Annotated in this window: 13 protein-coding genes; all 13 read right to left on the bottom strand. The window is 71.2% G+C overall.

Annotated features, from left to right (window positions below; translation table 11 throughout):
• Window positions 1-764: TRAP transporter substrate-binding protein DctP (gene dctP, locus VLG41_RS17390; RefSeq protein ID WP_325350650.1), on the bottom strand; the 764-nt coding region annotated here is incomplete at its 3' end.
• A gap of 183 nt (window positions 765-947) precedes the next feature.
• On the bottom strand, window positions 948-2,174 hold the full coding sequence (locus VLG41_RS17385) for a CoA transferase (RefSeq protein ID WP_325350649.1): 1,227 nt from the start codon (window positions 2,172-2,174) through the stop codon (window positions 948-950).
• Window position 2,175: 1 nt separating this feature from the next.
• Window positions 2,176-3,867 carry an acyl-CoA dehydrogenase family protein gene (locus VLG41_RS17380; protein ID WP_325350648.1) on the bottom strand — a complete coding sequence of 564 codons (1,692 nt, stop codon included), beginning with the start codon at window positions 3,865-3,867 and terminating at the stop codon, window positions 2,176-2,178.
• A complete protein-coding gene (locus VLG41_RS17375) occupies window positions 3,867-5,183 on the bottom strand; it encodes a phytoene desaturase family protein (protein ID WP_325350647.1) in 1,317 nt (438 codons plus the stop codon). The genes VLG41_RS17380 and VLG41_RS17375 overlap by 1 nt, the downstream gene beginning before the upstream one ends.
• Before the next feature lie 36 nt (window positions 5,184-5,219).
• Window positions 5,220-6,074, bottom strand: coding sequence for an FAS1-like dehydratase domain-containing protein (locus VLG41_RS17370; RefSeq protein ID WP_325350646.1), 855 nt, complete (start codon window positions 6,072-6,074; stop codon window positions 5,220-5,222).
• Window positions 6,071-7,588 carry a 3-hydroxyacyl-CoA dehydrogenase gene (locus VLG41_RS17365; RefSeq protein WP_325350645.1) on the bottom strand — a complete coding sequence of 506 codons (1,518 nt, stop codon included), beginning with the start codon at window positions 7,586-7,588 and terminating at the stop codon, window positions 6,071-6,073. The genes VLG41_RS17370 and VLG41_RS17365 overlap by 4 nt, the downstream gene beginning before the upstream one ends.
• 24 nt (window positions 7,589-7,612) lie before the next feature.
• Complete coding sequence (locus VLG41_RS17360; protein WP_325350644.1) at window positions 7,613-8,413, bottom strand: enoyl-CoA hydratase-related protein; 801 nt, start codon at window positions 8,411-8,413, stop codon at window positions 7,613-7,615.
• Window positions 8,410-9,204: an enoyl-CoA hydratase/isomerase family protein gene (locus tag VLG41_RS17355; RefSeq protein WP_325350643.1), complete on the bottom strand. Its 795-nt coding sequence runs from the start codon at window positions 9,202-9,204 to the stop codon at window positions 8,410-8,412. Before VLG41_RS17355 ends, VLG41_RS17360 begins: the two co-directional genes overlap by 4 nt.
• A 3-nt stretch (window positions 9,205-9,207) precedes the next feature.
• Complete coding sequence (locus VLG41_RS17350) at window positions 9,208-10,410, bottom strand: acetyl-CoA acetyltransferase (RefSeq protein WP_325350642.1); 1,203 nt, start codon at window positions 10,408-10,410, stop codon at window positions 9,208-9,210.
• Between the two features lie 10 nt (window positions 10,411-10,420).
• Window positions 10,421-11,881, bottom strand: a complete 1,461-nt coding sequence (locus VLG41_RS17345; protein WP_325350641.1) for a 3-oxoacyl-[acyl-carrier-protein] synthase III C-terminal domain-containing protein — start codon at window positions 11,879-11,881, stop codon at window positions 10,421-10,423.
• A complete protein-coding gene (locus VLG41_RS17340; RefSeq protein WP_325350640.1) occupies window positions 11,878-12,882 on the bottom strand; it encodes an alpha/beta hydrolase in 1,005 nt (334 codons plus the stop codon). Before VLG41_RS17340 ends, VLG41_RS17345 begins: the two co-directional genes overlap by 4 nt.
• Entirely contained in the window at window positions 12,879-13,619 is a 741-nt protein-coding gene (locus tag VLG41_RS17335) for an SDR family NAD(P)-dependent oxidoreductase (RefSeq protein WP_325350639.1), read from the bottom strand. The genes VLG41_RS17340 and VLG41_RS17335 overlap by 4 nt, the downstream gene beginning before the upstream one ends.
• A partial coding sequence (locus VLG41_RS17330) for an enoyl-CoA hydratase/isomerase family protein (protein ID WP_325350638.1) occupies window positions 13,620-14,054 on the bottom strand: 435 nt, incomplete at its 5' end.

The following is a 14,054-nucleotide window of genomic DNA, read 5'->3' as shown; positions in this document are numbered from 1 at the left end:
GCGGCGCTGATGGACTTCCACTTGTCCTCGTTGATGCCCAGCACCAGCACGGTGTTGTAGATGGCGCCCGGCACGATGGTGGCGTGCGACACCAGGTCGTTGAGCTTGAAGGCCGGGATGGACTCGGGCGGCATGAGCGTGCCGTCGAGCACGCCGGAGGACATCAGCTCATAGGTCTCGCTCACGGGCTTGTTCACCGGCACGGCGCCCAGCAGGGTGAGGGCCTGCGTGGCGCTGGGCTGCGGGCTGCGGAACTTCAGGCCCTTGAAGTCGGCGATGCTGCGCAGGGCGCGCTTGTTGTTGAAGAGCTGACCGGGTGAGACCACGTAGACGGACAGCGGGTGCACGCCCTTGAATTCACCGTACTGCGCGAGGTTCTTGCGGAAGAAGCGGTCGGCGATGGGCGCGAGCACCTCGGGGTTGTCGCTGACGAAGGGCATCTGCAGCGCTTCGAGGATGTCGAAGCGGTTGGGCGTGTAGCCGGGGATGAAGACCACCAGGTCGGCCTGGCCGTCGCGCGCCACGTCGAACTGCGCGGGCAGCGTGCCCACCACCTTGGGCAGGGTGTCGATCTTCACTCGGCCGGCGGTGACCTTCTCCACCTCGGCGATCCAGGGCTCGATGACCTCCATGCGCATGGCCTGGCCCACGGGCAGCCAGTTGGAGTACTTCAGCGTGGTGGTCTGAGCGGACGCGGGGGCGGCGGTCATGAAGGCGCCGATCAGCGCCAGGGCGCCGACGAGGCGGCGGGTGCGGGAAATCATGGCTTGTCTCCTAAGGGTGGTGGGGCTGGCAGGAACTCACGGACCGCGCAGAACAGCCTGCGTTGCACGGGTTCAATAATAGTCCGACGGGACGGTATATGAGAAGGGTTTGGGTGATCGTCTTACTTGGGGTTTCCCCTGTGGGTCGGACGGAAGGTTTTTATTGCAGGCTGGGTTGGCGCGTCAGCCCTCGGCCACACGGACCACACCCTGGTCGTGCAGACGCCCGAACTGAGCGGCGTCGATGCCGAGCAGTTGCGTGAGCACTTCTTCGGTGTGCTCCCCCAACCGCGGCGCGGCCTGCGCCGGCACACGCGGCACGGCGCCGAAGTCCAGCGGAATGCCGGCGGCGAGCAGCTCGCCCACGCCGGGCTGCTGCACGCTGCGGAACATCGGGTTGGCCGGCGAGCACTCGGCATCGTTCGCGAGTTCGGCGATGGTCTGGTAACGGCTCCAGCAGACGCCGTGCCGCTCGAAGGCCTGCGCCACGTCGCTGAAAGGCCGTGCAGCAATCCAGGGGCCGATCAATGCGGCGAGGTCGGCGCGCGCATTGAAGCGCTCACCCTCACGCGACAGGTCCACGCCAAGCCGCGCGCCCAGCGCGTCCACCGCCTCGCCGAGCCGCGTGGCCTCCACGATGGAACGCCACTGCTTGAGCGTGAGGCCCACCACCATCACGCGCTCGCCGTCCTGTGTCGCGAAGTCGCGCCCGAACGCGCCAAACAGCGCGTTGCCGTGCCGCTCGCGCGGCTGGCCCTGTTGCGCCTCGGCGATGAAGCCCAGGTGCTGCATCACCGCCAGCGCCACGTCCTCCAGCGCCAGCTTCACGTGCTGCCCCTGGCCGGTGCGGCGGCGGTGGCGCTCGGCGGCGAGCAGGCCCACGGCCACCATCTGGCCGGTGATCAGGTCCCACGCGGGCAGCACGTGGTTGACCGCGCCCTCGCCGTCCACAGGGCCGGTCATGTACGGCAGGCCCAGGCGCGCGTTCACGGTGTAGTCCACGGCCGAGCCGCCGTGGCGGTCGCCCATCAGCGTGAGCTGGATCAGGTCGGGCCGCTTCGCCTTGAGTTGCTCGTGGTCCAGCCAGCCGCGCGGCGGGAAGTTGGTGAGGAACAGGCCCGCGTCCTCGCCCGGCGCGCAGGCGATGGCCATGGCGAGCTCGCGGCCCTCGGGCGAGGCGAGGTCCAGCGCCACCGAGCGCTTGGCCTTGTTCAGGCCGCACCAGAACAGGCTGGTGTTGTCCTGCGTCACCGGCCAGCGCCGGTAATCGAGACCGCCGCCCAGCGCGTCGATGCGGATCACGTCGGCGCCCATCTGCGCCAGCGTCATGCCGCCCAGCGGCGCGGCCACGAAGGCCGCGGCCTCCACCACGCGCATGCCGCTCAGGATGCCGTTGCCGTTCGCGCCCATGTCACGCTCCGCTGGTGTTGAGGCCCAGCGCGCGCTCCATCAGGCTGCGCGCCACGACCTTGAGCGCGAGCGTCTCCTCCGCGCCTTCGAAAATGGACAGCACGCGCGCGTCGACGAAGTAGCGGCTCACCGGCGTCTCCTCCGCGTAGCCCATGCCGCCGTGCAGTTGCAGCGCCTCGCGCGTGACGAGCTCAGCCGAGCGGCAGGCCAGCAGCTTCACCAGGCTGGCCTCCATGCGGCCCTGGCCGCCATCGACGATGCCGGCCACCGTGTAGGCCAGGCGCCGGCAGGCCGCCAGGCGCGCGCCCATGCGCGCGATCTTGGCCTGCGTGAGCGCGAAGTCGGCCAGCGGCGCGCCGAAGACCTTGCGGTCCTGCGTGTAGCGCACGGCCGCGCGCAGGGCCGCGCGCATCACGCCGCAGGCGCGAGCCGAGGTCTGCATGCGCCCGCCCACCATGCCGGCGAGCGTGTAGTAGAAGCCCTTGCCGAGGCCCGCCTCGCCACCGACCACGTGGGCGTCGGGCACGAAGTAGTCCTGGAAGGACAGATCGAAGGAATGCATGCCGCGGTAGCCGATGGTGGGGATGGCGCGGCCACCGAGCTTGCCGCCACCGTCCTGCACCACCTCGAACTCGTGCGAGTCGAAGGACGGCTTCTCGGCCAGCAGCACCGACAAACCCTTGTGGCCCAGCGAGCGGTCGGGGTCCGTGCGTGTCACCACCATCAGCACGCCGGCCTTGCCGGCGAAGGTGCACCAGGTCTTGGCGCCGTTGAGCACCCAGCCGCCGTCCACGCGCGTGCCCTTGAGCTGGCAGGCCGCGAGGTCGGAGCCGCAATCGGGCTCGGTCATGGCGATGGCGCACAGCGGGTCGCCCGCGGCCAGGCGCGGCAGCCAGTGCGCCTTCTGCTCGTCGGTGCCACCGGCCAGCAGCGCGCGCGTGAGGATCTCGGGCCGGGTGATCAGGCTGCCCGCGGCGGCGAGCGAGCCTTCGGACAAGGCCTCGGTCACCACCACCATGAGCAGGGTGTCCTCTCGGTCGTCGGGCGCGCTGCCGCCGAAGCGCTCGGGAATGGCCAGGCCGAACACCCCCATCTCGCGCATGGGCTGCAACAGGGACTCGGGCACGGTGAGGTCGTGGCGGTGGATGGCTTCGGCCTGCGGCGCGACGACCTCCTGCGCGAAGCGGCGGAAGGCGTCCTGCGCCAGTGCGTGCTGCTCATCGAGCGCGACCTCGCCCACGACGCCCTGCGCGTCGATCACGCCACGGCCCGCGGCCTGCAGGGACTCGCTGCCACCGGCGGCCTGGCGCAAGGCGCGCCACTCGGGCAAGGCACGCAGCGCGTCCACCGCCGCCGGGTCCTGGCCGGCCTCGGCCAGCATCACGTCCAGGCGGTCGAGCAAGGCCACCACCGCGTCCACCGTGAACACCAGCGCGAGGCGCGCATCCAGCGGCGCGCTGGCCGGCGTGAGCGCGGCGATGGCGGTCTCGGCGGCCAGCAGTTCGGCACCGGCCCAGGCCATCTCGAAGCTCGCCACCTGGTGCTCGTCCAGGCGCCGGGCGTTCAGGCGAGTGCCGTCCTGGCAGCGCTGAGCCAGCGCCAGCACGCCGGCGTCGAAGAGGGTCCGCACGCGCGCCAGCACGGCGCTCGCGTCGGCCAGTTGTTGTTGCATCGGTTCTGCCATGTCGGACATCACGCCACCTGTCCCACGCCAAGCACGCCCAGCGCCTTGTGCGCCGCCTCGCGCCCCGTGTCCACGCAAGCCTGCGTGCCACCGCCGCCGTAGTCCTTCACCGCATCGCCCACGTTCCAGAGGTTGGGCAGCGGCGTTTCCTGCGGCATGTCGTAGCCGGCGCAGGAGCGCTGGGCAGGCCATTCGTCGCGCATCACACGGATCGACAGGATCTTCGCCTCGGCGAAGCCGGGGAACTCGTTGCGCAGGTCCTGCAGGCCCAGCTCGGTCTCGGCCTTCTCGTCGAAATTGCCCAGCGCGGGCTTGGGCACCACGTAGGCCACGTACAGGTACCAGCCGGGCGGCGCCATCTCGGGGCACATGGCGGTGAGTTCACCCAGGTTGCACAGTCGCTCGGTGTTGGCGAAGGTGATGAGGCCGGGCTGGTCGATCAGGCGCTGCCGCGTGGCGAAGTTGACCACGATGTTGGCGGCCGGGCGCAGCACCTTGCGCGCCTGGGCCACGTAGGCCTCGCCCATGGCCTCTTCGCCGGCCAGCCGGATCGTGGCGGCCGGGCCGACGTTGCTGATGACGACCCGGGCGTCGATGCGCTGCGTCACGCCGTTGCGCACCACGTCCACGCCCGTCGCGCGCCCGCCTTCCACATGGATGCGGCTCACGGGCGCGTCGAGCCAGATCTCGCCGCCCTTGGCGCGGATGCCGGCGCCCAGGTCGTTCCACAGGCCGATGGTGCCGCGCGGGCAGAAGCCGAAGCGCTTGAACGCGCCCTTGAAGGCGAAGTAGGTGAGGAAGGCGCGGGCGGGCAACTCGTTCGCGTTGGCCGCCCAGATGGCGGCGCAGAAGTTGCGGAACAGGCGGTGCACGGTGGGATTCTTGGTGAACTTCTTCAGCCAGTCCTCGGTGGACAGCGTTTCCTCGGGCAGGTCCGCGTTGCCCTTGCGCACGTCGCCAAAGCTCGCGCCGATCTTCGCCGCCGCCTTGGTCAGGCCGCCAAGGATGAGGTTCCAGCCACCGCCCTTGCTGGGGTCGATGATCTTGCCGTCGATGCGGAACACGGTGGCGGGCTGGGGCTCGCGCACGTCCAGCGGCACGCCCAGCAAGTCGAAGGTCTGCTCGAAGCCGCTGCCGCGCTCGATGGCGATGGCGCCGCGGTTGACGATGAAGCCATCGATCTCTTCGCTGGAGGCGCGGCCGCCGAGGCGGTCCTGCGACTCCACGAGCAGCACCTGGCGGCCCGCGGCGACGAGGTGGGCCGCCGCGCTCATGCCACCGGCGCCAGCGCCGATCACGACGGCGTCGTAGTGGGGGTGGGTCATCTGTCTGTCTCCTGGGGATGTTCGTGTGGGTTGGGGTCAGCGCCAGCGCAGCGTGGCGTTCATGCCGACGAAGCCCGCGGGGTCGCTGGTCCAGAGCGTGGCGCCCTCGTCGTTCAGGCGGCCGTTGAGGCGCAACGTGTCGGTGTCGAAGGCGGGCCGCTGCGCGCGGAAGCTGAAGTGCGCGGCATGCGCCTCGGGCCGCTCGCGCTCGGCCAGGTCGAGCAGCAGCGTGGCGAGCAAGGGGCCGTGCACCACCAGCGCGGGGTAGAACTCCTCGCGCGTGGCGTAGTCGCGGTCGTAGTGGATGCGGTGGCCGTTGTAGGTGAGCGCGGAGTAGCGGAACAGCATCACCGCGTCGGGGGCCACGGTGCGCTGCCAGGTGGCGTCGGCGGGCGCGGCCTCGCCGGGCGGCAGCGGCGCGGGCGCGGTGGGCGCTTCGCGGTAGACGATGCGCTGCAGCTCGCTGATGCAGGGGTGGCCGTCCTGCGCCAGCTCGTGCGCGACGGTGACGAAGACCAGCGCGCCGGCCTTGCCCTGTTTGAGCTCCACGCTGCGCACGGTGGAGGTCTTGCGCGCCGCGCGGCCCAGGCGCAGCGGCTCGTGCAGCGTGAGTTCACCCGCGGCCCACATGCGGCGCGGCAGCGGCACAGGCGGCAGGAAGCCGCCGCGTTTCGGGTGGCCGTCCGCGCCCGTGCCTTCGCGGCGCGGCGCGTCGAGGAAGTAGAGCCAGTGCCAGGGCAGCGGCAGGGCGTCGCCGCTGTCGAACGCCTGCTCGCGATCCAGCAGGCCCGCGAGCGCGCGCGCCGGGAAGGGGTCGAGGTGCTGCTCGCGCGATTCGCTGCGACCCACCCACTGTTGCAGGTGCGCCAGGTCAAGGGACGTCGCACTCATCGCGTGGCCTCCGGTGTGGTGAGCGACAGCCCCAGCGCCACGCGGCGCGCGAGCCAGGCACTGGGGCGGTAACGCGGATCACCGGTGGCGGCGAGTTGCGCGCGCAGGATCTCCAGCATCCGGTCCGCGCCGAGCCGGTCGCCCCAGCCCAGCGGGCCTTGCGGGTAGCCCAGGCCCAGGCGCACGGCGTCTTCCAGGTCGGCCACGCTGGCGATGCCGCGCTGCGCGATGTTGGCGGCGATGTTGACGATGGTGGCCATCACGCGCTGGGCGATGAAGCCGGGGCTGTCGTTGATGAGGGTCACTGCGGTGCCGTCCTTCGCGAGCAGCGCGTGCGCGGCATCACGCGCTTCGGGGGTGGTGACGGCCGTGAGCATGAGCGTGCGGCGCAGCGCGAGTGGCGGCAAGGGGTCCACGGCGACGCATCTCGCGGCGTCCAAGCCGAGCGAGAGTGCGGTGCTGGTGGCGTCGTTGCCCCAGGGCATCAGGAGGTTCAGGTCCGCGCTGGATGCCTCATCGACGAGGCGCGCACCGGCCGCAATCGCGAGTTCACGCAGCCCGGCCGCGCCGCTCGCGGCAGGGTCCACCCACACCGCCAGCGCGTTGGGCAAGGCAGGCACGGCCCGCGCAGGCGGACGTTGCTGTTGCCCCTCGGCGTAGCGGTACCAGCCCTCGCCGCTCTTGCGGCCGAACAGGCCGGCGGCCACGCGCGGCGGCACCAGGGACGAAGGACGGAAACGCGGCTCCTGCTGGAACTGCTCATAGATCGAGGCCATCACGCGCGAGGACACGTCCAGGCCCGTGAGGTCCAGCAGCTCGAACGGCCCCATGCGAAAGCCCAGGGCCTCGCGCAGCACGTCGTCCACGTCGGCGGGCGTGGCCACCTGTTCCTCGACGATGCGCAGGCCTTCGGTGTAGAGGCCGCGCCCCGCGTGGTTGATGAGGAATCCCGGCTGGTCGGCGGTGACCACCGCGCGGTGGCCCGCGCCTTCGGTGAGTTCGCGCAGGCGGCGCACCACGGCGGGCGCGGTGCGCACGGCGGCGATGACCTCGGCCACCTTCATCAGCGGCACGGGGTTGAAGAAGTGCAGGCCGGCCACGCGATCGGGCCGCCGGCAGGCGGCCGCGATCTCGGCCACGGTGAGCGAGGAGGTGTTGCTGGCGAGGATCGCGCCGTCACCGAGCAGGCCCTCGAGTTCGCGGAACAGCGCGCGCTTGACTTCCAGGTCTTCGACGATGGCCTCGATGACCAGTTCGCAGTCCGCGAGGTCGGCCAGGCTGTCGCAGGCCTTGAGGCGCTGGCGCGCGCCCTCGTGCGCGGCAGCCGTCATGCGGCCCTTTTCCACCGCGCGCGCGAACATGCCATCGACGTACTCGACGGCCTTCGCGGCGGCGCCGGGCTGCGCGTCGTGGCAGAACACCGTGTGACCGGCCTGCGCGAAGAGCTGCACGATGCCGCGGCCCATGGTGCCGGCGCCGACGACGCCGATGGTGGTGGGAGATGCAGTTGCCATGAAGTCTCTTCTTTTGTGCGGCGATCAGCGGCCGTTGAATTGCGGCTTGCGTTTGTCGAGGAAGGCGCGCATGCCCTCGGTCTTGTCCTCGGTATCGAAGAGCAGCAGGAACTCGCGGTTCTCCAGCGCGAGCGCGACGTCCAGCGGCAAGTCGGCGCCCTGGCGCAGCACGCGCTTGGTGGCCTCGATGGCCTTCGGTGGCATGCGCGCCGCCTTGCGCGCGAGTTCCAGCGCGCGCAAAAGCGCCTGGTCCTCGGGCACGAGTTCGGCCACCAGGCCGAGCTGGAAGGCGCGCTCGCCGGTGAGCGGCTCGGCCGTCATCAGCATGAGGCTGGCCACCTGCTTGCCCACGGTGCGCACCAGGCGCTGCGTGCCGCCCGCGCCGGGCATGATGCCCACGGCCAGCTCGGGCTGACCCAACCGCGCGCTGGCGTCGGCGACGATGAAGTCGCACATGAGCGCGAGTTCGCAACCCGCGCCGAGCGCGAAACCGCTGACCGCCGCCACCACGGGCTTGCGCGCGTTCGCCAGCGGGGCCCAGTACTGGCCGAGGTCGATGTTGGCCACGTCCTGCGCGCCCTTGTCGACCAGCAGGTTCAGGTCGGCACCGGCCGCGAACACGCTGTCGCCACCGGTGACCACGATGGCCCTCACGGTTTCGTCAGCCTCCAGCTCGCGCACGGCGGCGGCGATGGCGGCGCGCATCGTCAGGTCCAGCGCGTTGCGCTTCTCGGGGCGGTTGAGCGTGAGCACGCCGACCGCGCCTTCGCGCGACAGCACAACGGGCGCCTGAACAACCGCTGCCTGAACGCGGGTCTCACTCATCGTTTCGCTCCCGGCCGCGCAATGAAGTCGGCGGCGCGTTTGTCGCGGAAGGCCGCGTAGCCTTCCTGAAAATCCTCGCCGAGCAGGCACACGGCCTGATCGGTCTCCTCGCGCTGCAGCTCGTCGTCGAGCGAGGCGGCGGGCTGGTTCAGCCGCTGCTTCATGCGGGCGAAGGCCTCGGTGGGCAACTGCGCGAGCGTGCCGGCCAGTGCCACCGCGCGGTCCATCACCTCGGCGTCCTCGCACATCAGGTCGGCCAGGCCGATGCGCCAGGCCTCTTCGCCCTGCACGGGATCGCCATCGCTCAGCAGGCGGCGCGCCACGGGCAGGCCCACGCGGCGCGGCAGCGTGAGCAGTTGCCCCCAGTCCGGCGCCAGGCCCAGTTTCAGAAAGGGAAACAGCACGCGCGCGCCGCGCCCGATGACGATGCGGTCGCCCAACAGCGCCAGGCCCACGGCCGCGCCCGCCGTCACGCCTTCCATGGCGCTCACCACCGGCACGCGCGCACCCGCCACCAGGCGACACAGCACGTGGATGTGGCGCATGCGCTCGCGCGCCTGGGCTTCGTTCAGGCCGAGCATGCTCGGAATGTCTCCCCCGGCGGAGAACACGCCATCGACACCACCGAGCACCAGGGCGCGCACCTGGGCGTCGTCCTGCAGCGCGAGCAGGTGATCGATGAAGCCCTGGCGCACCGCCTGGTCGATCGCGTTTCGCTTGTCGGGCCGGTTGATGCGCAAGCGCGCCACGTGCGGCGCGGGGCGGTCGAGCAGGACGACCTGGTCGTTCATGCTTCAGACCCCTTCGAGACCCACGATCGACACCGAACACGCGTTCTGCGACGGCTGTCCGCCGAGGTTGTGGATCAGGCCGGTCTTGGGATCGGCGAGCTGGCGCGGACCGGCGCGGCCCTGCAGTTGCAGGTAGATCTCGTAGAGCATGCGGATGCCGCTGGCGCCCACGGGGTGGCCGAAGCACTTGAGGCCGCCGTCGATCTGGCAGGGCACGCGGCCGTCGGCGTCGAAGTGACCGTCGAGCACGTCGTACACGGCGCGGCCTTCGTCGGAGAGGCCCAGGTCTTCCATGGTCACCAGCTCGGTGATGGAGAAGCAGTCGTGCACCTCGGTCATGCTGATCTGCTCGCGCGGTGTGTGAATGCCGGCCTCCGCGTAGGCGCGTTTCGCGGCGATGCGCGCGGTGTGCACGTAGCTGCCGTCCCACTCGCTGGATTGCAGCTCCCAGCCGTTGGACACCGCCACCTGCAAGGCCTTGAAGGTGACCAGGTCCTTCTTGCCCAGCGAACGCGCGATCTCGGGCGTGGTCACGATCACGGCCGCCGCGCCGTCGGACACGCCGCAGCAATCGAACAGGCCCAGCGGGGCCGCAATGGTGGGCGCCTTCAGGCACTGCTCTTCGGTGATGGGCTTCTGCAGGTGCGCCTTGGGGTTCTTCGCGCCGTTGGCGTGGCTCTTCACCGATACGTGCGAGATCGCGCGCTTGAGCAGGTCGGCGGCTATGCCGTGCCTGGCGCGGTAGGCGCTGGCGAGCTGCGCGAAGTTGGCCGGCGCCACCGCGTTGGGGTACCACTGCGGGATGTAGGTGCCCACGGTGGCCATGGGCAGGCCACCGTAGCCGGTGTCCTTCAACTTCTCCACGCCGAGTGCGAGCGCGATGTCGCAGGCGCCCGCGGCGACCGCGTACACGGCCGCGCGGATGGCCTCGGACCCGCCGGCGCAGAAGTTCTCCACCCGCGTGACGCCGATGTTGGGCAGGCGCAGCGCGATGCTCATCGGCGTGCCGCCGCGGCCCGTGCCCACGTCGTCCATGTGGGTGGAGAACCAGGCCGCGCCGAGCTGCTCGGGCGCGATGCCGGCGTCGGCCATGGCCTCGTTGTAGGCCTCGAGCATGAGGTCCTCGGGGCTGGCGTCCCAGCGCTCGCCGAACTTGCTGCAGCCCATGCCGAGGATGGCGACCTTGTCCTTGATGCCGTGTGCCATGGTCCGCTCCTTAAACGTTCGCGCCACGCACCGGCGTGGCCTTCCAGAAGTACCGCGTGAAGCCGCGGCGGTCATCGATGTCCTTGATGCGGAACACCATCTCCATCGGCGTGCCGCTGTCCACCTCACCGACCTCCAGGTCGGTGAAGTCCATCAGGATGCGGCCACCGCCTTCGAAGTCGATCTGCCCATAGTGGTGCGGCGGCGCCGGGTGCCACGACAGGTACTCGGCCGACCAGCTCAGGATGCGCGCCGGCCGGTCGGCCAGCGGGTGGGGCTTCTGCGTGTCCTGCAGCGGCTGGGCGTCGTAGCTCAGGCGCGAGGGCGGGAAGTGCACGCTGCCCGTCACCTCGCAGCGCCCCGCCACCAGGCCCTGCAGCGCCTGGTGGTGGCGCCACGCGGTGGACAGCGCGGTCTTGCGGTCGGCCTCGCCGCGCATGCCACGCTCCAGCGCGAGCTGGCCCTTGAACGAGAGGAAGCGCGTGTAGTGCTTTTCCTCGATGCCACGCGCCAGCCACTGGCTCACGCCGCGCACGGGCTTGAAGTTGTCGATCGCGTCGGTGACGCGGAAGACCAGCGCCTGCGCGCCGCTGCCGAACTGGGCCAGCACGACGCACTGGCCCGGCCGCGCGGTTTCCAGCGCGTGCGCGAGCAGCAGCAGGCCGTGCGGCAGGCCGCTGTCGCCCACGGCGTCGTTCAGGTTGGCCACCACTGCCTCGGGCCGGATGCCGCAGGCCTTGGCGAGCTGCTGGTCCATCTTGGCGAAGGTGCTGGGGAAGATGAAGTGGTCCACCTCGCTGGCGGCCACGCCGGCCTGCGCCAGCGCTGCGTTCACGGCGCGCGGTACCAGCTGGGTGATGCCCTCGTCGCGCACCCAGCGCTCTTCCCAGTGGTAGTCCACTTCTTCGCCTGCCGCGCGGAAGTGGTCCACGAAGTCGGCGGTGACGGTGCCCGCGCCCAGGTACTCGGCGAGCACGTTCTCACGGCCCACGAGCAGCGCGGCGGCGGCGTCGCCGTACTCCAGCTCCTGCGCGCTGGCCGCGCGCGTGCGGCGGTTGTCGGCGGCCAGCACCAGCGTGTCGCCACCACCGGCCGCCACCCGCGCCACGGCCTGGGTGAACGCGGACAAGGCGGCGCGCTGCGTGCCCCCGAGGTCGATGGCCTCGATGCCCTCGTCGAGCGCGAGCGCGCCGGCCACCACGCCCGCGTTCAGGCGCTCGGCGAAGGGCAGCGTGTCGCTGGCCAGCAGCAGCGCGCGCACGTTCGCGCGATCGCGTGATGTCGCCGGGCCCAGGCAGTCGCGCGCGGCGGCCACGGCCAGGGTGATGCTGTCCTCGTCCCAGTTGGCGAAGGCGCGTGTGCCCTTGCGGCCGGTGAATTGCGGCGCGTACCAGGCGTTGGCCTGCGCGGCGGCCTGGCGCGACAGGCGCAGGCGCGGCACGTAGCCACCGTAGGCGGTGATTCCGATCATGCTGAGGGGTCTCCGTTGGGTACATGGCCGAGCTTGGCCGCGAGAAAGTGGCCACCCTGTCGCAGCGCATCGCGCGCCTGGGGCAGCTCGTCCGGGAATTGCTGGAAGACGTGGACCATGCCGGGCCAGGCCTGGCATTCGGCCTGGCCACCGGCCGCGTTCACGCGCGCCGCGAAGGCCACGGAATCGCTCAGCACGGTTTCGTGGTCGCCCACCTGCAACAGCAGCGGGGGCAGGTGCGCGAGTTGCTCGTCGCTGGCGTACAGCGGCGAGGCCAGCGGGTCGCGCGGGTCCCCCTCCTTGCCGAGGTGGTTGCGCGCCATCGCCTGGATCATGGGGCGCTGGTGAATCGGGTCGCTCGCGGCGCGGGTCTCGTAGCTTTCACCCGTGGCGGCCAGGTCGGTCCAGGCGGACATCAGGAAGGCGGCGGCGGGCGTCGCGTCCTCGCCTTGCAGCGCGAGCAGCGCGCTCAGCGCCAGGCCGCCGCCGGCCGAATCGCCAGCCAGCGCGGTGTGCTGCGCGGCGTACCCCTGCCGCCGCAGCCATTCAAGCACGGCCAACGCGTCCTGCAGCGGCGCGGGGTGGCGGTGCTCGGGCGCCAGCCGGTAGTCCACGCCCAGCACGCGCACGCCGGCCTCGGCCGACAGGCGCGACATGAGCTCGCGGTGCGAGGCGAGCGAGCCCACCTGGAAGCCGCCGCCGTGGAAATAGACGATGACGCGATCGCTGCGCGCGCCGGGCGCCGTCACCCAGGCGCAGGGCACACCGCCAGCGGTCACCGGTTCGAAGCTGGCGTCACCGGTGGCATTGAACAGCGCGTCCCAATCGGCGCGCATCTGCGCCACGGGGGTGTCGCGGCGCCAGCGGCCGTAGACCGACTTGACGCGGGCGATGACGGTGTCGACCGAGGCACGATCCGGCGCCGGGCCGCCCCAAGCCGGATCAGCCCCCTCGGGGGGCAGCGACCCGCGCAGCGGCGGAGCGTGGGGGCCCTTGTTCATGCGCCGCATCCCATGCCGCCGGACACACCAAGTACTTCGCCCGTGACGTAGCTGGCGGCATCGGACGCGAGAAACGCCACAACGGCCGCCACTTCCTCACCCGTTCCCAGCCGCCCCGCGAGCGTGGCCTGGGTCATCGCGTCCATCAGCTTGTCGCCGCCCTCGGCCACGGCCTGGCGCAGCAGCGGCGTGTCGATAGGCCCCGGCGCCACCACGTTGGCGGTGATGCCCTGGCGGCCGTTCTCGCGCGCGATCGAGCGCGTGAAGGCGATGACACCGCCCTTGGCCGCCGCGTAGACCGAACCGCCGCGCGAGCCGAGCCGGCCCGCTTCGGAGGCGACGTTGACGATGCGCCCGAAGCCTTGCGCCTGCATCGACGGCAGCACCGCGTGCGTGGTGTTGAGCACCGCCTCCAGGTTCACGCCGAGCAGGCGGCGCCAGTCCGCCGGGCCGGTCTTCGTGAAAAAGGCGTGCTGGTCCACGCCCGCGTTGTTGATCAGCACGTCGAAGGGGCCATGTTCGGCGACCACGGCGTGCACGCGATCGAAGTCGCAGACGTCCAGCACGACGGCCGTGGCACCGGTCTCTTGCGCGAGCCGCTGCGCGGCGTCCGCCTGCAAGTCGGCGAACACCACCTGGAGCCCGTCGACCACGAGGCGGCGCACGATGGCCGCGCCGATGCCCTTGGCCCCACCCGTGACGAAGGTGCGTCGCCGCGCGGTCTTGCCGTCGGACATTCAGCGCCCCATGAAACGCGGCGCGCGTTTCTCGATCACCGCCGACAGACCCTCGCGCGCGTCGGCCATGCCGGACAGCAGGGCCTGGATGTGGTTCTCTTCGGGCATGGCCGCTTCCACGCTTTGTCCGATGCCGTTCCACAGGAGGCGCTTGGTGTTGGCCAGCGCGGCCGGCGCGCCCGCCGCGAGCTGGCGCGCGAGCGCCCAGGCCTCGTTCATCAGTTGTTCGTCGGCCACCACGCGCGTGACGAGGCCCATCTCCTTCGCCTCGGCGGCGGTGATGGTGGGGTTGAGCATGAGGATCTCCATCGCGCGCCGAAAGCCCACGAGCTGCGTGAGCGTGACCGACACGCCCGCGTCGGGCACCATGGCCACGCGCGTGGCGCCGGCCAGGAAGCGCGTGGACTCGCCGGCCACCACGAAGTCGGACGAGCA

It is taken from the genome of Hydrogenophaga sp. (assembly GCF_035481345.1).
GTDB lineage: Bacteria > Pseudomonadota > Gammaproteobacteria > Burkholderiales > Burkholderiaceae_C > Hydrogenophaga.
The sequence above is the reverse complement of the archived record's forward strand: the minus strand, read 5'-3'. Positions and strand labels throughout refer to the sequence as shown.

Bases quoted from the DNA above. Each gene is read 5' to 3' on its own strand.
- VLG41_RS17385 (WP_325350649.1), bottom strand. From the start codon at position 2,174: ATGGGCGCGAACGGCAACGGCATCCTGAGCGGCATGCGCGTGGTGGAG.
- VLG41_RS17380 (WP_325350648.1), bottom strand. From the start codon at position 3,867: ATGTCCGACATGGCAGAACCGATGCAACAACAACTGGCCGACGCGAGC.
- VLG41_RS17375 (WP_325350647.1), bottom strand. From the start codon at position 5,183: ATGACCCACCCCCACTACGACGCCGTCGTGATCGGCGCTGGCGCCGGT.
- VLG41_RS17370 (WP_325350646.1), bottom strand. From the start codon at position 6,074: ATGAGTGCGACGTCCCTTGACCTGGCGCACCTGCAACAGTGGGTGGGT.
- VLG41_RS17365 (WP_325350645.1), bottom strand. From the start codon at position 7,588: ATGGCAACTGCATCTCCCACCACCATCGGCGTCGTCGGCGCCGGCACC.
- VLG41_RS17360 (WP_325350644.1), bottom strand. From the start codon at position 8,413: ATGAGTGAGACCCGCGTTCAGGCAGCGGTTGTTCAGGCGCCCGTTGTG.
- VLG41_RS17355 (WP_325350643.1), bottom strand. From the start codon at position 9,204: ATGAACGACCAGGTCGTCCTGCTCGACCGCCCCGCGCCGCACGTGGCG.
- VLG41_RS17350 (WP_325350642.1), bottom strand. From the start codon at position 10,410: ATGGCACACGGCATCAAGGACAAGGTCGCCATCCTCGGCATGGGCTGC.
- VLG41_RS17345 (WP_325350641.1), bottom strand. From the start codon at position 11,881: ATGATCGGAATCACCGCCTACGGTGGCTACGTGCCGCGCCTGCGCCTG.
- VLG41_RS17340 (WP_325350640.1), bottom strand. From the start codon at position 12,882: ATGAACAAGGGCCCCCACGCTCCGCCGCTGCGCGGGTCGCTGCCCCCC.
- VLG41_RS17335 (WP_325350639.1), bottom strand. From the start codon at position 13,619: ATGTCCGACGGCAAGACCGCGCGGCGACGCACCTTCGTCACGGGTGGG.